This window comes from Oceanisphaera psychrotolerans (genome assembly GCF_001870485.1).
Classification (GTDB): Bacteria; Pseudomonadota; Gammaproteobacteria; order Enterobacterales; family Aeromonadaceae; genus Oceanimonas; species Oceanimonas psychrotolerans.
This window is the reverse complement of record NZ_MDKE01000039.1, coordinates 1-18,102: the sequence shown is the minus strand read 5'-3', so window position 1 is coordinate 18,102 and position 18,102 is coordinate 1. Positions and strand designations below refer to the sequence as shown.

At 49.1% G+C, this 18,102-nt stretch carries 15 protein-coding genes and 4 pseudogenes; 14 read left to right on the top strand and 5 right to left on the bottom strand.

Annotation, left to right across the window (positions count from 1 at the left end; all coding sequences use genetic code 11):
* Positions 1-502: 502 nt before the first annotated feature.
* From BFR47_RS13210 to BFR47_RS13165, 11 genes are all read left to right on the top strand, one after another.
* Positions 503-682, top strand: a complete 180-nt coding sequence (locus BFR47_RS13210; RefSeq protein ID WP_071473505.1) for a hypothetical protein — start codon at positions 503-505, stop codon at positions 680-682.
* A 322-nt stretch (positions 683-1,004) separates the two neighbouring features.
* Entirely contained in the window at positions 1,005-1,250 is a 246-nt protein-coding gene (locus BFR47_RS17585) for a helix-turn-helix transcriptional regulator (protein ID WP_083399142.1), read from the top strand.
* Positions 1,240-2,091 (top strand): helicase RepA family protein, encoded by an 852-nt coding sequence (locus BFR47_RS13205; protein WP_071473507.1) that lies wholly within the window; start codon positions 1,240-1,242, stop codon positions 2,089-2,091. The genes BFR47_RS17585 and BFR47_RS13205 overlap by 11 nt, the downstream gene beginning before the upstream one ends.
* On the top strand, positions 2,078-2,833 hold the full coding sequence (locus BFR47_RS13200; RefSeq protein WP_071473504.1) for an ABC transporter ATPase: 756 nt from the start codon (positions 2,078-2,080) through the stop codon (positions 2,831-2,833). Before BFR47_RS13205 ends, BFR47_RS13200 begins: the two co-directional genes overlap by 14 nt.
* Before the next feature lie 857 nt (positions 2,834-3,690).
* Entirely contained in the window at positions 3,691-4,065 is a 375-nt protein-coding gene (gene traJ, locus BFR47_RS13195; RefSeq protein WP_071473503.1) for a conjugal transfer transcriptional regulator TraJ, read from the top strand.
* Positions 4,062-5,840 carry a TraI/MobA(P) family conjugative relaxase gene (traI, locus tag BFR47_RS13190; RefSeq protein ID WP_071473502.1) on the top strand — a complete coding sequence of 593 codons (1,779 nt, stop codon included), beginning with the start codon at positions 4,062-4,064 and terminating at the stop codon, positions 5,838-5,840. The genes traJ and traI overlap by 4 nt, the downstream gene beginning before the upstream one ends.
* Before the next feature lie 254 nt (positions 5,841-6,094).
* On the top strand, positions 6,095-6,871 hold the full coding sequence (gene trbJ, locus BFR47_RS13185) for a P-type conjugative transfer protein TrbJ (RefSeq protein WP_071473501.1): 777 nt from the start codon (positions 6,095-6,097) through the stop codon (positions 6,869-6,871).
* Between the two features lie 2 nt (positions 6,872-6,873).
* On the top strand, positions 6,874-7,071 hold the full coding sequence (locus tag BFR47_RS13180; RefSeq protein WP_071473500.1) for a hypothetical protein: 198 nt from the start codon (positions 6,874-6,876) through the stop codon (positions 7,069-7,071).
* Between the two features lie 2 nt (positions 7,072-7,073).
* Positions 7,074-8,369: a P-type conjugative transfer protein TrbL gene (gene trbL, locus BFR47_RS13175; RefSeq protein WP_071473499.1), complete on the top strand. Its 1,296-nt coding sequence runs from the start codon at positions 7,074-7,076 to the stop codon at positions 8,367-8,369.
* Positions 8,344-8,625, top strand: coding sequence for a hypothetical protein (locus BFR47_RS18250; protein WP_217645552.1), 282 nt, complete (start codon positions 8,344-8,346; stop codon positions 8,623-8,625). The genes trbL and BFR47_RS18250 overlap by 26 nt, the downstream gene beginning before the upstream one ends.
* Positions 8,626-8,645: 20 nt before the next feature.
* On the top strand, positions 8,646-8,900 hold the full coding sequence (locus BFR47_RS13165; protein ID WP_071473498.1) for a hypothetical protein: 255 nt from the start codon (positions 8,646-8,648) through the stop codon (positions 8,898-8,900).
* A gap of 212 nt (positions 8,901-9,112) precedes the next feature.
* Here BFR47_RS13165 and BFR47_RS13160 read toward each other — a convergent pair whose 3' ends face one another.
* Together BFR47_RS13160 and BFR47_RS18770 are read right to left on the bottom strand one after the other, a co-directional pair.
* Positions 9,113-11,560 carry an SIR2 family protein gene (locus tag BFR47_RS13160; protein WP_139215187.1) on the bottom strand — a complete coding sequence of 816 codons (2,448 nt, stop codon included), beginning with the start codon at positions 11,558-11,560 and terminating at the stop codon, positions 9,113-9,115.
* A gap of 186 nt (positions 11,561-11,746) precedes the next feature.
* A pseudogene (locus BFR47_RS18770) lies at positions 11,747-12,299 on the bottom strand (IS3 family transposase); the annotation flags it as partial.
* A 1-nt stretch (position 12,300) separates the two neighbouring features.
* Here BFR47_RS18770 and BFR47_RS19465 point away from each other — a divergent pair.
* Positions 12,301-12,432 (top strand): annotated as a pseudogene (locus BFR47_RS19465) (IS4 family transposase); the annotation flags it as partial.
* Between the two features lie 929 nt (positions 12,433-13,361).
* Here BFR47_RS19465 and BFR47_RS13150 read toward each other — a convergent pair.
* From BFR47_RS13150 to BFR47_RS13140, 3 genes and pseudogenes are all read right to left on the bottom strand, one after another.
* Positions 13,362-14,468: a hypothetical protein gene (locus BFR47_RS13150; RefSeq protein WP_071473495.1), complete on the bottom strand. Its 1,107-nt coding sequence runs from the start codon at positions 14,466-14,468 to the stop codon at positions 13,362-13,364.
* A gap of 615 nt (positions 14,469-15,083) precedes the next feature.
* A pseudogene (locus BFR47_RS13145) lies at positions 15,084-15,476 on the bottom strand (IS5 family transposase); the annotation flags it as partial.
* A 273-nt stretch (positions 15,477-15,749) separates the two neighbouring features.
* A complete protein-coding gene (locus tag BFR47_RS13140) occupies positions 15,750-16,772 on the bottom strand; it encodes a permease (RefSeq protein ID WP_071473494.1) in 1,023 nt (340 codons plus the stop codon).
* Between the two features lie 339 nt (positions 16,773-17,111).
* On the opposite strand from BFR47_RS13140, the gene BFR47_RS13135 reads away from it, so the two are divergent.
* Together BFR47_RS13135 and BFR47_RS13130 are read left to right on the top strand one after the other, a co-directional pair.
* Positions 17,112-17,519: an ArsR/SmtB family transcription factor gene (locus BFR47_RS13135; protein ID WP_071473493.1), complete on the top strand. Its 408-nt coding sequence runs from the start codon at positions 17,112-17,114 to the stop codon at positions 17,517-17,519.
* Positions 17,520-17,816: 297 nt separating this feature from the next.
* Positions 17,817-18,102: pseudogene (locus tag BFR47_RS13130) on the top strand (IS4-like element ISAs18 family transposase); the annotation flags it as partial.

Sequence of the window (18,102 nt, the reverse complement as noted above, 5' to 3'; positions counted from 1 at the left end):
CCTGGGAGTCGTTACGGAACAGCCAAAATGTAGCACTATTAGGATCAGTTATTTAGTGACCTGATTTTAGCTCAGCAATTGTTCTACTCCTCGAATGCCCTGCATCCCAATACTGACATTCTTACCGAATGGCACCTTTGCATTGCTATCTTATCTAAGTAGTAACTACCAGTGTTCCCTCGTAGTGTGTGCCTCATAGCCCAAGACCTGATGCAACTGACATCGAAGAGGGTTGATCCGTGTAGGTAAAAGCTCGTTAACAGACGAGCGCCAGGCTGATATCTCAAATGTGGGCATGCATCAACTGCCAAGTGATCCTTTCGCAAGCTAATGCTGCTGTAGCTTGGCGAGGTCAGCAGCCCCATCAACTGAAAAATGGAGTTGATGAACCATTCCAGCTCCTGTAAGAGCAATCCGAAGATGAGCGCCGTTTCGATAGTGCTATCTCAGTAGTTGAATCTACGCCGCGGCGGCCTCGACGCTGATGCTTATGGAAACACCATTGAACGATGAATTTTTGAACAGCCTCGAAGCTCAGAAAACCACTATTGAACAAAGCCGGATCAACTGCCGCCTGTTGCTGTTGTTGGACCGCATTTTTCCTATCAATATGCTTCAGAGTCCGTTCGTTAAGAAAGGCTTCATTTTAGCCGCTAAAATTATGTCAGCTGTTTTTGAGTAAGATCCTGCCGGTAAATCATGCAGCTTGGCGTGCCGAACCTTGCTTTGTTGTGCCAGTCAGTACAATTTCTGTTTATTTTTAGCATGTTCATTTTTATTGTTTTTGAGGGTTTTTAGCGGCTTAAAGTAATGTGGTACATTCTTTTTAATACTCGGTTTTGTTTGTCATTTATAATGTTTAGCTTAACTTTTATGTGTTTTCCTTTTTTGTTTTTGATATATCGAAATTAATTTTAAAGATGGAAAATTAATTTGGTTTTTTATTTAAAAAATTATTTTTGTTGTTAGTATTAAAGTCTCTTCTGGTCTTGGGAGGAAATTAAATGCAAACAATGGCACATAAAACACTTATTAATAGAAAAGTACTTCTGGGAATGATCCCGCTTTCAGCTCGGACAATTTACAACATGGAGCAGCGTGGTGAATTTCCTCGCCGTATTGCGCTAACCAGCAGAAATGTTGCCTGGGATCTGGAAGAGGTTGAGAAGTGGATTGAAGAGCGGAAGTCATCTGGCCTGCAGGCTATACGGCCTGGTTATTTCATGGGAGGCCAACGCTATGGCTCTTGATCTCATGTCTGCATTTACCGAAACGCCGCTGCCTATTGATTACGTGTTGCCTAATATGGCTGCGGGAACCGTAGGGGCCATTGTTTCACCTGGTGGAGCAGGCAAGTCCATGCTGGCTCTTCAATTGACGGTCCAGATAGCTGGAGGGCCTGACTTGCTGGGCATTGGTGAGCTAGTTACCGGCTCTGTGGCCTATTTGCCTGCCGAAGACCCGACAGCGGCTATCCATCACCGATTGCATGTTTTGGGAGCACATCTCTCGCCCATACAACAACAAGCAGTAGCCCATGGTTTGCTTATTGAGCCACTGATTGGCAGGTGCCCCGACATTATGTCTTCAGCGTGGTTTGACGGACTCAGGAAGGTTGCAGAGGGTAGACGCCTGCTGATTCTGGATACACTTCGCCGCTTTCACATCGAAGAAGAGAACGCCAGCGGGCCTATGGCGCAGGTGATAGGTCGAATGGAAGCCATTGCTGCTGAAACGGACTGCTCCATTGTGTTTTTGCACCATGCAAGCAAAGGAGCTGCCATGATGGGGAGTGGCGATCAACAGCAAGCCAGCCGGGGCTCGTCAGTGTTAGTCGATAATATCCGTTGGCAAGCCTATCTTGCCGGCATGACGGCAGGAGAAGCCGAAGAATGGGGCGTGGATGCTAACCAGCGGAGGTACTTTGTCCGCTTTGGTGTGAGTAAGGCGAATTACGGTGAGCCATTCTCGGAACGCTGGTTTAGACGGCATGAAGGTGGCGTGCTCAAACCCGCCATTCTGGAGCGCCAAAAGCGGCAGCAGTTTGTGAAGCCGAAAGCAGTGGTAGGGCTTGGTGATGACAATTGGTAACAAGGTCACTCCCACCAGCACGGCATTACAGGCGCGTGTGATGATCTATCAGCCCACTCAGCGTCCCCGAGAACGCAAGGGACAATGGATGGACACCTGCTTTGGTCGCTGTCGAGTCACCGGCAGGCTCGGACAGCGCCATGCCGACCTTTTGGAATCCATGCTGTACGTTGCCGAACGGAAGCGGGATGTGTCGGATGGCGGAGTGGAGCTTCTGGTAGACCCTGCGAAGCTTCGCCGGACAATGTCCGATCATCAATACAGCCTTGCCCAGATTGAGAAGCTGTTGGCTGAACTGCGGGCGGCGACCATCACTATAGAGACGCCGCAGTTTGATTTCCCCATTATCGGTGGCCTGATCGATCATGTCATACCCTCACAAATGACTCGAATGGATCCCCTTACGCGGGGGGAGCGTAATTTGTGGCGTGTTCGGCTGGGAGTGGCCCTGGTTATGTTGCTAGAGCATGATTTATCTCTTCACTATCAGCCAGCACCTATCACCAGGCTTAAGCATGGGATCAGTCAAGCAGTCGCTCGCCATGTGCTGACCCATAAGTACGCTCCAGCTGGAGGCTGGCATATGGATACCCTGATCCGTGCCGTGTGCGGTGATGATGTCGCTGGCCAGGCCATGCGTGATGGGCGCAGACGGCTGAGACTCGATGCTACTGGGCTGGCCACATTGGGGATAGAAATCACTGATGAAAACAGAGTAACGCGTGGCACAGCCGCCCGATAGCGTGGTACAGCCGCCCGAAGACGTGGCGCACCCGCCCGAAAGCGTGGCACACCCGCCCGATTTTTTGCCGTTTTAGCAGGATCTTCAGGATATTCAGGATATCCAGGCGGTATAACCGCCCGCTTTATGCGAGCGTTTACACCTTAAGGAAAAAAGCTCTGCCGAGCTTTATTAAACGGCCTGCGGCCGAAGGTTTAACGCCAGGAGGTAAATGGCCCATACGGCTCAGTAACTCTTATTCCTTGGCGTTAAACCCGACCGAAGGGAGGAAATGATCAAGGCACTTCGGTGTGTTGTTGCGTATGTAGATGCTGAAAGTGTCAATGAAACGGGTTTTTACAAACTTCATGTTCATTTAACTTATTAAAACTTAAGGGTTTTATTTTTATTCTGCTCACGGCGTCCCCGTTTTCTTGACACTTGAGGGGCGCAAGAATCGGGCTTTATTGACATATGAGGGGCGGTGACCTGAGTAAATAAGGATACCGGGTGGAAAACTGTGTATTCCAGTGTGCAGAACATAATGACAGCGCTACAGGAAAACGCTGCTAGAGCGCTATTTTACTGCTGTTGGAGCACAACTGGATCGCTGTCACTGTCGGGCTAATCGTTCATTCAGGCTGTTATGGCAGGAATACACAGCAAAAAACAGATGAAAACAAAGAAAAGCAGAGAAATGCACAGGGCATACATACAAGAATCAAGGCTGAGGTGCGGGCAGGATGTGTGAAGTAGTCCCACCATGCAAGCATGGCGGAGCCTCTTCACTGGCCCTTATTCGCACCTGCGGTGCTCAACGTTCATCCTGCCCTGCGGGGCTATAGCGCTTTGCTGGCAACCACAAAGAGGACATCAAGATGGAGGCACAGGCAAACAAAACAACCAGGAAGAGCTGTACCCCGATCAAGGTATATTGCCTGCCTGAAGAGCGAGCGGTGATTGAAGAGAATGCCAGGAGGGCGGGACTGAGTGCTTCAACCTACCTGCGGGATGTGGGGCAGGGGTATCAGATACAGGGAGTAACCGATGCGGAGCAGGTGCGTGAGTTGGTCAGGGTAAATGGTGATTTGGGCCGCCTGGGTGGGCTGTTAAAACTCTGGCTGATGAATGATGCCAAGGTGGCTGCGTTTGGACCCAATACAATACTGGCGCTTCTACAGCGTATCGAAACGAATCAGGAACGAATGAGCCACCTCATGGAGTCCATTCTTCGGCCAAGGGCCGAATCATGATTGCCAAACACGTTGCCATGCGCTCACAGGGCAAATCCGACTTTGCCGGGCTGGTGAATTACATCACCGATAAGCAGAGCAAGGAGCATCGGTTGGGTCAGGTGCGGTTGACCAATTGCGAGGCGCACTCAATCAGGGATGCCATCAGCGAAATACTGGCAACCCAGTTTGCCAATACCAGGGCGAAAAGTGACAAGACGTATCATCTGATTGTCAGCTTTCGGCCCGGTGAACAGGTAGATGCCAAAACTCTGGCCAGCATCGAAAACCGTATTTGTGAGGGGCTGGGCTTTGGTGAGCACCAGCGCATCAGTGCCGTTCACAACGACACTGACAACTTGCATGTTCATATCGCCATCAACAAGATCCATCCAAAGCGCAACACCATTCATGAGCCCTACTACTCACACCGAGCATTGGCCGAGCTATGCGGGGCCATGGAGCAGGACTACGGGTTGCAGCAGGATAACCATATGCCGCGCCGGCAGGGGGCCGAGGCCCGGGCGGCAGACATGGAGCGGCATGCGGGCATTGAAAGCCTGATTGGCTGGATAAAGCGCGAGTGTCTGGACGAGCTGAAAACGGCGCAGTCCTGGAGCCAGCTGCACCAGGTGATGAGTGCTAATGGTCTGGAACTTAAAGCACGGGGCAACGGGCTGGTTGTGGTGGCCAGTAATGACGTAACGGTAAAAGCCAGCACCCTGGGGCGGGATTTTTCCAAGCCGAAGCTGGAAGCACGTTTCGGACCGTTTGAACCAGGGCAAACGCAACAAACCAGCCCCCGCCGGACGTACCGCAAAGAGCCGGTGCGGCTGCGGGTAAATACCACCGAACTTTACGCCAAATACAAGGCTGAGCAGGCGACAGCAACGGCTAACAAAACAGCGGCCCTGGAAGCAGCACGGCGGCAGAAAGACCGAAGGGTTGGGCACGCCAAGGCCAAAGGCAAAGCGAGGCGGGCAGCGATAAAACTGACCGGCAGCGGCAAGCTGACCAAGAAGCTGCTTTATGCACAAGCCAGCAGTGCCTTGAAAGCGGACATTGACGCCATCCAGAAACAGTACCGGGAAGAGCGCACGGCCATTTATGAAGCCAACGCTCGGCGTACCTGGGCCGACTGGCTCAAACAGAAGGCCCAACAGGGCGACACCGAGGCGCTGGCGGCGCTGCGGGCCAGAGAGGCTGCTCAGGGCCTCAAGGGCAACACGCTCAGGGGAGAAGGGCAGACCAAGCCCGGGCATACGCCGGTGATCGACAGCATCACCAAAAAGGGCACCATCATTTACCGGGTTGGCTCCAGCGCTGTACGCGATGACGGCGACCGGCTGCAGGTTTCCAGAGAGTCCGGCCAGGCGGCTGTGCAGAGTGCGCTCAGAATGGCGATGGAACGTTATGGCAACCGTATTACTGTAAATGGCTCGCCGGAGTTTAAGGCAAGAGTGATCCGTGCGGCTGTGGATGGGCAGCTATCGGTTACGTTTGCAGATCCTGGCCTGGAACAAAGCCGCCAGTCGTTAGTCCGGAGCCGGAGCACAACCGATGCCAAAGCTCGAAGCAGACGCGCCGGAGTGCCACCAATCGGCCAGTGTCCGCCATCAATGCGCCGTAACCGGCTGCAAACCCTATCTCAGCTTGATGCATTGAGCTTTGAGAAACGCGCAAGCAGAGCGTCCATTCAGCCAAAACCAAGTGCACAGGAGCGGCGCAAAGCCAGGCTACGAGCAGAAATGGATGCCAAGAAAGCGAAAAGACAAAAGAAGGGGCGGTCACTGTAGGGCCTTCTTTGATTAACCCTCGGGAAGCCTAACCGTTCCCCAGGACAATGACACCGATGTTCAACAACCATGCGGCCGCGCGTTCTAACGGTGTCGCGCAGGTCGGACGCCGGGATAGTAAGTGACGAGCTATCTCAGTAGAGGTCCACATTCACCGCTGATGTTCAGCAGGGGTAGCGATCACCATCATTCTGGTAGCTCGCTACAGGTTGGTGAGTGCAACTTAGTCACGACAACACTAAGAGCACTCAATCATGCAAAAAGAACCGATTTTAGCGGCTAAAATGGCTGCGCTCGCTTTTTCAGTCGCCCTGATCACTCCTGTGCCCGTGCAGGCGGGCATTCCCGTGGTGGATGGCACCAACCTGGCGCAGAACACCATGTCAGCGATGGAGGCCGTTGCGCAGACCCTGAAGCAAATTCAGGAATATCAGACCCAGCTGCAGCAGTATGAAAACCAGCTGCAAAACACCATGGCTCCGGCTGCTTACATCTGGGATCAGGCACAAGCCACCATCAATGACCTGGTTCAGGCAACCAATACTCTTAAGCATTACAAAAATCAGCTTGGCAGCCTGGATGCCTACCTAGGCAAGTTTCAGGACGTGGCCTATTACCGGGGCTCCCCCTGTTTTAATGGCTCTGGCGGTTGCACGCCGAGTGAACAAGCGGCAATAGAAGAAAACCGGCGTCTGGCGTCTGAGTCGCAAAAGAAAGCCAACGACGCATTGTTCAGAGGGCTGGAGCAGCAGCAAGACAACTTGCAGACCGACGCGCGGCAGCTCCAGCGCCTGCAATCTGCCGCCCAGGGCGCGGATGGCCAACTGGCCGCCATCGGCTATGCCAACCAGCTTGCCAGCAACCAGGCCAACCAGCTCCTGCAAATCCGCAGCTTGTTGATTGCTCAGCAGAACGCTATTGGTACTCGTATGCAGGCCGACGCCGACCGAGAAGCTCAATATCAAGTGTCCCGTGAAAGGTTGTTCGATATGGGAGAGCCAACCGACCGTTCAGAAAACAGGGGGTTTTAATCATGAAGAATATCACCCGAGTTTTTATCGTTAGCGCGTTGGCCTCTTTCGTTCTGGTGGGGTGCGGTGAAGGTGACGGGCCAAAGCCTGCAACGATCAACTGTGACAACCCAAACCTGACGAAAGAGCAGAGGGAAGAAGGGAACTGTCTTTGGGATATGGGCGAACCCACTGATCGCTCCAAGAACAAGGGGTTCTAATCATGAGCAAGATATTTATTCGACTTGTTATGCTCCTGGCAGTTTTACTGACTTCGCAGACTGCGTCAGCGGCCATTGAGCCTAATGGTGTCTTGGATGAAGTGGCCGTTCGTTTCATGACGGCCAGTGCTACCTGGGGCACGGTAATTACAAACTATGCCGCCTGGCTGTTCTGGACGCTGGGCACTATATCCCTGGTTTGGACTGGCGGGACTTTAATCCTTAAACAAGCGGATATAAGGGAGTTCTTTGCCGAGTTCGTGCGCTTCATTCTGACGTTTGGTTTCTTTCTCTGGTTGCTCAGAAACGGTCCAGACTTTGCGACGTCAATCATCGACTCGTTGAGAATGATCGGTGCTCAAGCCGGTGGCCTTCCGAGAGACCTAACCCCGTCTGAGCCTATCAGTATTGCGTTTGACATTATTGTTAAAGCTGGTGAGTCCTACAGCATTACAAGCCCGATAGATAACTTGTCTATCTTCTTAATCACGCTGGCAATTTTGGCATGTATGGCGGTAGTGGCGGCTAATGTGTTGTTGGCCTTGGTGACGGCTTGGATATTGAGCTATGCCGGTGTTTTAGTGCTGGGGTTTGGTGGTTCGCGTTGGACTTCAGATATAGCAATCAACTACTTCAAAAGCGTATTGGGCGTTGCTTTGAAATTGATGACAATGACTTTGCTCATTGGCATTGCCATGTCGATCATGGACGGTTTCTATGCTGATCTATCCAATGATGCTCCTATGCGTGAACTGCTGGTGATCTTTGTTGTTTCACTGGTTCTCGTGATGCTCATTCACTCTGTTCCCAATGTGGTCGCCAGCCTGGTTCCTGGAGGCGGTACGGCGGCAGGTGCTGGCAGTATCAGTGCCGGGGCGATGGCTGGAGCGGCTGTTGCCACTGGTGGTATGGCTGCCGGTACCGCAATGGCTACCGCCGGCGGTGCGTCTGCTATTCAGGCGGCATTTGCAAAAGCAGGTGAGAACGTAGCGAACAATACTGACGTCATGTCGAGCTTGGGCGGAGCATTTCGCAGTGGCGGTGATTCTGATGAAGCTGGCTCCTTTTCCCAAGCTTCCAGCCAATCTTCCAGCGGTGGCGAATCCTCTGGCGGCGGCTTTAAAGGCAGCGCTGTAAAAGCGGGTCGTATTACAGCGGATACCGGTGCGAATTTGATGAAGGGTATGGGTGATATGGCCGGGGATCGGATTGGCCGCACTGCTGGAGGTCGTTTAGCTAGCTCGATCCGAAACAGCACGAAAGATAACGGGGATGATGACGACAAGGAGGGCGACTGACGACGCTTTCCCTGCATTTGACAGCGATAGCTTAGGCGGTGGCGGCGGCACTGGCTGGATGAATCAAACCGGCGGCTTTGATGGCTTGTCCAGTGAGGACCAGGAAGAAGCCCGCCAAGCACACGCTGACTGGCAAGAGCGCGACCCGGAAAAGCACACCTTCGACGTTGAGGACTACGTTTCGTATGCCCAGGAACGCCAGCAGGAGCGCAACGAAGAGGTTGCCAGCTTTGTTAAAAAAGGCCGCATGGCCTAACTAGATAAGGATTACTGATTATGGAGTTTAATTTCCCACCCCAAAACCTGGCGGAGATATTTGGTTTCTTCGTAGTGATGTTCATTGTGATGCTGGCCTTCTATTTTTTGGGGCAGTGGCTGCACAACACAGGGCACGGCCCGAAGATGAAAGCCATTGCCAACAAAATGGAGGTATTCCAAAACAGGTTGGTCGGGCGCGCTTACAAGGACATGACGAAATCGGTCGATCAAATCGTCAAAATGAGACGCTGGCCGTTTGGCCGACGCAAGTAGCTAGAAAACACACGGGCCGGTGATGGTGCGCCGGCCCGCATATATATCTGATCGATATATGGTAAAACTGTAGCTCGTTTATGGACAAAACCTTCTTAGTGTGCTTATTCAAATTGGAAAAATATGGGTTGTTTTGAATGGTAATTATTATGCAACAATGAAATAGGAGGAAGCTATTGAAGTGAACCACCTCCTTGATATTCACAACTAGACTACCTTTGACTAATAATATCAGACACAATATCTGATAGGAGTGAGTGGGCGCTTCTTGCAAAGTTCATCCTTTGAGTTGGATCAGCCTCACTTATTACCTTTTCAGCTGCCTGAATCATAGACTTACATGCGTGTTCAAACTTCGCCCTGTTTCCCTTACTAAAATTAGGATATAGAACCCTGTAGATTTCCTCATATTTCAAAACTTGCCTAAATTTATGATGATCATTTACAACAGAGTTTAGTAATAAATCCGCCTTTTCGAACAACGAAAAAGCTTCTTTTGGACTAGCTTTAAGAGTCAAAGCGTCCATTATGTACAATCGCGCTTGTTGAGTATCTATATTTTCTGTGTGATAGCCATCTCGTTGGCTAGCATATTTATAGGCTGAGTCAAGGTGTTCTTGAGCTGTTCCCGTATCACCAAAGCTCAACCTGCACATTGCATATTGAACCCAGTAGTGGGGATGGTATCTCAACCAAGTACAATGCCTTTTAAGCTCAACAAAGTAATTGTTTAACGAGTTTTGTTTTTGTGGTATTAACTTTTCGACATTATGAAAAGTTCTTAGCTTACGGTGTAATCTATCTAAGTGAAGAGCTTCATCACCATCAATTCTCTTCATAATTTCTAGGCAACTTTCAACAACGTAAGTGTCAGAAAAGAAGTGATTCATTATGAATAGAGAAAGGATTGATGATTTACATGAAACAGAGTTATCGCTAGCTATTGAATATAGGTTATTGAAGGCAGGAATACTTCGAAATTTTGCCGTAAATACCTCTTCATTACCTGCTACATCTGCAATATTGTTTGAATCTTTATGAATGTTAAATATGTCACATAAAGCAATTGCAAGTAACGTCTTCTTATATTTTTCATTCTCTGTTATTTCAGAAACAAGTTCTTGGATTCGGCTCTTAATATCAGGGCTTTTTAGCAAGCCAACCAATAAGCTAGAAAGTTGATCATTATACTTGCCGCTGATTAAACTAAGCTTTCTATCCAAAGATAAACCAGTGAAATCACGCCATAAGTTTTGGTCGTCGATAATCTCCGCAACACCTGCTTTCTCTGCTTCTGCAAGGGTATCAACAGAAAAAACTCTAACCTCAATATTGTTATTAGTTAAGTGGCCAAGGCTGACAAAGGAGCTAACTGTACGATCAGCCATAAGAAGCACAATATTTTGAGGTCTTATCGCGGAAAAATAGTCTAAAAATTCTTCATGATTACAAACATCATCGAGAACAATTATGTGTTCTCCTTCTTTAGACAGAAGATCCAGATCCTTACTAAGATTACCGTCAAAATTAGCTAACTGCCAAACACAATTACCACCTTGAGCTAGGTGTGCAGCCATATGCTCCAAAAATATCGACTTCCCATTACCCAAGTCACTATGGATAAGAACATGATGTCCGCCCTTTATCGTATCCGCAACCAGATCCATACATTCTCTCTTAAACATGTATGGAACATCAAAATTACTGAGAATAGATTTATCAACTTTTCCGTGGCTATACTGCCCGTATAGCAGTAGCTCTCTTGTTGCGAAGTCATCCAATAGTTCTTCTTCTTCAGAAATTAATCTCTGGGTAAAACTAACTGGCATCAATGGTTCTTCTATTTCTAAGGCAACATTTGATAACAGTTCACCAAAACCTTCCGTACCAATTTTAGAAACACCTCCAAATTCTGATAGCTTGTATGTTTCTTCAAAATTTGCTTTGGCATGAGTAATAAAGAAGGTCTTCTCGATTAAATGTGGTGCATCAAAGAGAATCTTTTGAATTGCAATGTCGTAAAGTGAGTAGCCAACAAATACTATTGCGGAGCAGTGCTCTAAGTCTTTCCTAAATACACTTCTCCATTTCGAGTCTAAAAAGAAATCTGCCGACATATATGACGAGTCAGATAGTCGGATTTTATAGTCAAGATCGTCCTTCACTGCATTTACTATTGAGCCATTTAAATGAACACATGTGTTTCTATGAGGTATGTAGTCGTGCGGCTTGTCGATTAATGACACTGCATCTATAGCAATATCATTCTCAGCACAGGCTAACTCAACGCTATTGTCGTAGTTGGTCGTATAAATTCGACGCCAAGGCATACGACAAATCTGTACATTTGCCTTAGAAGGGCGCTTCAAAAGAAAGTTCTCTCGTAATACGTCCAGAACAACATCTTTATCGCCATACTTAATACACATATCAGATACAAAATCTAATTTATGGCTCACTTCCATTCTAAAGCGTAGACAAAGCTGTTCTGCAAGGTGAGATGCTAACGGTGGAGTGCCGCCGTTTAGTTTCTCTGAATCTAATGAGAAACCAGCGCCAGTAAATAGAATAGCATTGCCTGCTTTGACTCTGTTTACTAGATCGTCTAAATCAACTTTTGAGTGACTTAACTCACTTAAATCTAAACCATTACCTAACACAAGCTCTCCCTAACACGAACACGATGGATTATGGTATTCTAGCAACAACTCTCTAATATGCATATGTTTGTTGTCGCAGAAACCACGACGATCTAGAGGATACAGCCTTAGTTAAAGAAGTTCCTGGTGAGAAGTAAGTCGATATCAATATCTGGATGAAGTTTCTTTCGGTACTTACTGTAGTGGTCAACTAATCCCGGGCAGTAAATTAGACCGATTCTCGGCCTGAACCGGCGGCAATCCGTCATTGTGTTGATGAGGACGCTGCCGGTTGTAGTAGTTTATCAGATAATCGCTGATGTCTCTTTTGGCTTCAGCCATAGACGGATAGCCGGTCGTTGGTACCCATCCCGTTTCAGGCTGCGGAAGAGTCTTTCCATCGGGGCATTGACGCTCCCAGCAGTTACCACGACGGCTCATGCTCTGTGTGATGCGGTAACGCCACAGCCGTTGCCTGAACAAACGGCTCACATATTGGCGCCCTGATCCGAATGGAACAAAAAGCCTGATGGTTTTCCCCGTTGCTCGTAAGCCATGTCCCGCGCCCTGGCTGCCAGCTCGGCATCCGGTCGATGAGAGAGTGCCCAGCCGACCACTCGGCGACAGTACAGGTCCATGACGGTAGCCAGGTAACACCAGCGGCTGCCGGCCCAGATAAGCTGATAACCGCGCACTAGCTTTGATTTGAAGCGGCAGGCGTGAACTCACGATTCAGCCGGTTGGGGATATCTGGCCGTTTGTGGTGGTTCGGTCTTGCCGCTCAGCAGGCGGGTTGGCAGCGTCACTTTCAAGCCAACACCATTCGACACAGGGCCGTACTGTCATCAGTCCGGCTCGGTAAAGAAATCCAAAGGCGGCCAAATTATCGTATCACCTAGCAAATGCTGTACTGGGCCAGACTGGAGTTAATGAATCTGGCTCATAGTGCAGGGATCAGCAAATTATGAGGGGATCCCCCAGAGCCGAACTAAAACGTCGACGAGCTGCAAAAAATCAAAAAAATTCTGCGCATGGTATAGGTGATGGTATCGATAATTTCCACCTTTCTAACTAGCTGTTATATAGATTAATTTCCTGCTTGTTGATATTAGAGTGGGGTGAGGCTGGTTATCGGTGAATAAGAAAAGCCCCGGCATGCAGGGGCTTTTTATTATGTGGATTTTATCCTCCCTTGTGCTGTCTGGAATGAGAGAAGCACTGGAACAGTATCCGATTCTAACGGTGTTCGGGCTCTACAATGCCGGCTTTTAAGGTATACACGCCGGTAATGATGCTCCGGTCTGGACATCCACTGCCTGTACTGCATTCCCGAAAAAAATCTCTACGGCACTCGCCAGGCGTGCTTATTCGCTAACCATCGAGCCACTCATCTTCAATGAGTCGGAGCATGTCGTCGGGGGGCAGTTGCTGTGTCATCCGGCCACGTAACACGTGCCGATGCTCAAATGAAGATGAGAAAATGTATGGGGACGTACCATGTAATTTCTAAGCCCTGAAATACCATAGTCGCTGTATGGATAATTAACCCCGCTTTTGGATAAATTAAGGCCTAGGCTTTGGCGGCCACCAAGGCCGGTTTACGCAACTGAGGTGGACACTAAAACCGTTACCTTGGTCGCTGTGGAGTACTATTAAATCCCTTCGCTGGCGGATGACTCTGACAGAGCCTTTGTTAACGCGTCGTCGTATCTTCCTTTACCCAGATCTGCCGTGGGGACTACATTCGGTGTCTGTGTCAATCAAAGGGCCAAGCTTACCGTAAACGTAGGGGGCTGAGTCACTGTGGCTCAGCCCTTTTGGTTTAATCCAGAATAGGGTAGTCCGGCTGCATGTGGGTCTCCTCCCACGGCGGGTGGCCTGTGTTCACGGGCAAAGGTTGCGGCTCGATGGCCACATTGTCCCAGACACCGCCTTTAAAGTTTTGGAAGAACCCAGTGACCTCACTGCAAATATCCAGCACGACCGGCTTGGGCGCTTGGCCGTGCTCGGGGACCGTATAGCGAAGCGTAAGGGATTCCGGTTCGTGCTCTAGAAATCGTGTCAACATCTCCGGGAGTTGCTCGGGCACGAGGTAGCACTGCTCCAGCGCTGGGCACAGCAGGTGGATCTGATTCAGGGCAATTTGCAGCGTCGAAAGGGTAAGTACATTGTCGGGGGTGGCACGGATACACAGATTCCACGTCTTGTTGGACTCGTCGCGCCAGCTCCCGAAAAAAGCATTGGTGTAGTGGAGGTAGACCGCACTGGGGCTAAGGGCCACCTTAAAGTCGGTCTCCGAGTTATGCTCCCATAGCCCTTCCCCCTGATTGCGGGGTGACAAAAACAGGCCATGGCGGCGGATGTGATCCATCGCTACTTGCTCAGGATTGCACTGCTCAAAGCGTTGGGTCTCGGTGATCCGTATTCGGGGGGGCACCCCACAAAGCTGACTCAGGTAGTCGGCCATCGCCTCGGCATCGGCCTGTATGTCACGGGGACCCATGGCCTCAAGCAGTCGCTTGGTCCACTCCAAATAGACCTCACGGAGCTGCTCATTGATATGGTCCTTCGGCAAGAGGATCACCATCTGATACATGCTTTTGTTATTCCGGTAGGTCTCGTCCAGTGTGAGGCGTAGCTCCTCCAGCTTCAGCTTGTCGATGGCCGCGCGCAGGGCGTGCTGGGCCTTGTAGTCCTTGAGGAACAGGCTGTGTTTGTGGTAGCCGAGTAAGGCGGCTGTTTTCTCTCGGCATTTGCCGTCATTGAGTGGGGTGCCCAGTTGGGTTTCACTAAAGTATCGGACAAGTGCCATCAGATCGGCAAAGTATTCGGCTTCGGTCAGGGCCTGTTCACGGAGGTGTTGCTGAGGGCGGTGTAAATCACCCTTGTGGGCTGGTTTCTGGTGAGATCTAGGGCGTACTTGTGTCATTGAAATATCCTTCGAAACAATCGCTGAAGTGCTGTGAGATGCTCGCTCGATTCATCCTAGCGTCAGCTTGGTTTCGTTGGGAAAATCCAACGTCATAAGCTACGGAAATGCCTAACGCGAGCCGCGTTAGTACACTTCGGAGGTCTTGGGTCATGCCGAAAGCATGTCGCGGTTTGCCTTGCCCTTTAAAGGGGCCTCCACAGGGGAGTGAGCGAGAGGCAGGTCGTTCGCACCAGTGTTAACACACACCGACTGCTAACAACCTAAAAGGCTGAGTCGGGGACCAACGATTGTTAACATAATGGAGTTTCTGGGGGGATGTCAAGAGTGCTAAAGCCTTGTGGCCAAACCTGTGACATAGATACAAGAGCTTCGTCGTGGTATGGCAGAATCCTTAGCCTGGACCAAAGCAGAACTAAAACGTCGACGAGCAGCAAAAAATAAAAAAATCTGAGCATGGTATAAGTGATGGTATCGAGGATGGATACCATTCTAAACCGCTGTTATATAGGTATATTTTATTCTAATTGATCTTAGAGTGGGAATAATCACTCGTTAGGCACTAGCTGGCATTAACCGGCATGAAATGACACATAAGCCCATGTTTTCATGGGCTTTTTTGTTTTTTGTCCGGCGTTGTTTCCATTCGCCTTCACCGAACACCTTGAGTCCGGTGGCATCGATGACTAGATGAGTGACTGCACCTTTACTTGGTAAGCGGTACTTCACGTCCACGGTCTTGGCTCGTTTGCAGATGCTGCTGTATCCCGGCGAGGTCAGCGGCACGTCCATCAAATGAAAGATGGAGTTAATAAACCCTTCCAATGCCCGCAATGGTAAGCCGAAGCAGACTTTGAGCATCAGCACCTTTTCAATGGCGCTATCGCTGTATTGGAAACCACGATACCGGCGGCCATGGTGCTCATGGCAATGCCACTGCTTGATAGCCTGTTCATAGACCCAGAAGGTGAGTGAACCACGATTAATCAAGGCTCGATTGTACTGCTGCCCGTGCCTTGCCCATCGTTCTGCTCCCGAGTCCGTTCGTCAGGAGATCGGATCACGGGAGAAGTAGATAGTTCCCTGATTTAGGAAACAACGCCGTTGGGCACTACACTTGAATCTGGAGTCTGAATAGCTAAAATAATCGCAAAAATTATCTGTCAGTGACAAAGGAATATCACCACATAAAAGTAAGCCAATTTTCACATTCACACCTAATCCAATGAGTTTTTAAACGATGCAAAAAAGCCTACGAGAGTGCTCGTAGCTTTATGCTTTCTAAATTGCTTTAAATAACATACCGCCTAGGATCGCAGTTAGTACAATTATGGAAACAAATGCGACGACAGCTTTAGGTTTTAATACAGATGAGACTAATGCTATTTCGGGCAGGCTTGCCCCCGTACCGCCAATGATGAGAGCCATAGCAGGTCCAAGTCCCATACCTTTCAGGATTAGTACCTGTAGCAATGGGATGGCCATCTCAATACGCAAGTAAAGAGGGACTCCAATAGTAGCCGCGATAAGAATAGCGCTAAAGTTATCTCCGCCAACATACTTTTCAATAAACTCGGCGGGCAAATAAGCTGCCGAAATGCCGCTGATTAGAGCTCCTATTAATACATAGGGAACAATCTTTTTGAACAATGCCAGCGCAAAATGGAGGGCATTGTTGACCTTAGATGGTTCAATGTTGTTTGTCTCTAATGCTGCGTTAGATGCGCCCCCAGTATTAATAGCACCGCAGGAATCCATGTTTCCAATTGTACTTCCACATTGACTCATTGCTGGAGCAGGTGAAGCACATGATGAACTTGATGAAGCACTACAGCTAGGTTGGGCTTTGCTGCTATCTATTTCGCTTCCACGCTTAATTTCGTTTCTCCAAGGAGTTTTAGTAATAAACCATCCTCCTATTACCGCAGCAGAGAAAGTAAGAGCTAGGTATATCGATGTTACTTTTAAACCAAATACTGCATATATCATTGCTAAGACAATGAAATTGCATAAAGGTGCGGATATTAAGAAGCTTAAAACAGTGCCGAGGGAAACCCCCATTGTTGCCATTCCCATGGAAACAGGTACTACAGACGCGCTGCAGAATGGCGTTAGCATTCCAAAGGACGCGCCGAGTAAGGGCCCCCACTTTTCATGCTTAGTCAGTTTTTTTTGTAGTTTATCCTGTGGAATATACTCACGCATAAACCCAGTCAGGATTGATACCGCTGCTATAACAAGAACCAGTCCGCCACCGACATGAACAAACTCATTTAGAGCGACTGTAAGTTGATCAGTATTCAAAACAACACCTCGTGTCTGTGTAAACTCAATGAGTGGTGCATTGTATGCACATAAGCACAATCGTGCAAGTGTGCTTGCAGAATTTTTTTAGACATGGCATAGTTTGCTTGGCTGCTGATGGGCAGAAGACTTCATCATCTTCATGTTAGAAGTGAGCCAAATGACTTGAAAATTAGGCTCTAACTTCGTCTCAAGTCATTTCGCTTGTTGATAGAGTTGGTTGTTTGGATAAGTTAGCGTGGCGATGAGGCATCTATGATGTCCCGCTGAGGTGGTTCAGATATCGTTTTAAGACGGTGCTGGCCGTTGGTTTTAACAGCACATACGGATATATGACAAATGGATGATCGATATATTGATGCATTAAAGGCACTATCGGATCCCAATAGATTGCGCTTGTTTTGGCTGTTGGTTCATGTAGATCAACGTGTAACTGTTGCCGAGGCCATGGACGTTACTCAAGATACGCAATACAACGTTTCAAGAAACTTAAAAATGTTGTTCAAGGCAGGCTTGCTAACGCAAGAAAAGCAGGGGAAATGGGTGCTTTACACTTTGGCTGATCAAAAGCTTGCTCATTGTAAATTACTTGTTGACTCAGTACGGGAGCTACCTAAGGAGCTGTTCGAGGAAGAGCTTCAACGTTGCCTCATACGTCTGTCTATGCGAGTAAACGGGGAGTGTGTCATTGGGGCTAATAGTGACGAGTTCAATATGGCGATACAAAAGAGCCGTCAATCTATTTAGTCAACAACGCTCATATAAATGAGTTTGTGGTGTATTGGTTGCAGTGCCATGCCAGGTATATATCGATCAGGTAGCTGTACTTGCGACAGCCCTGAGTGCTTGATTTGAGTTTTTCACTAATAGCCTTGTGTGAATAAGTTCAGGCCGTAGCCCGTAGCGAGACTTTCAGCTACTTCGAATTTTAGTTGCTCCGGCTACTCGCTGGTAGCTTAGCCATCCCCTCATATGAGCTAGAGCTGGCACGGCCTGGCAGGTAAACTACTCGCCTTTGAACCAAACTCGGCAACGTCACCTACGATGATCACCAGCGCTTCCATTTCAGAATACCTGCAAGACATCTTCGGCCAAGATATGCATGCCAAGCGCGTGCTTTCATTGGCCAATGCCACTCTGGGGGTCATTGAATCGAGCTCGCTGGCCATTCATGCCATTGGTAACGGCCTGGCCCAGGCCAATGGTCTTGAGCGTAAATACGCCATCAAGCAAGTCGACCGCTTGCTGAGCAACATCAAGCTCAACATCTGGTCGCTGTTCGACGACTGGGTACCCTACGTGGTGGCCGAACGCAAGGAAATCGTGGTCT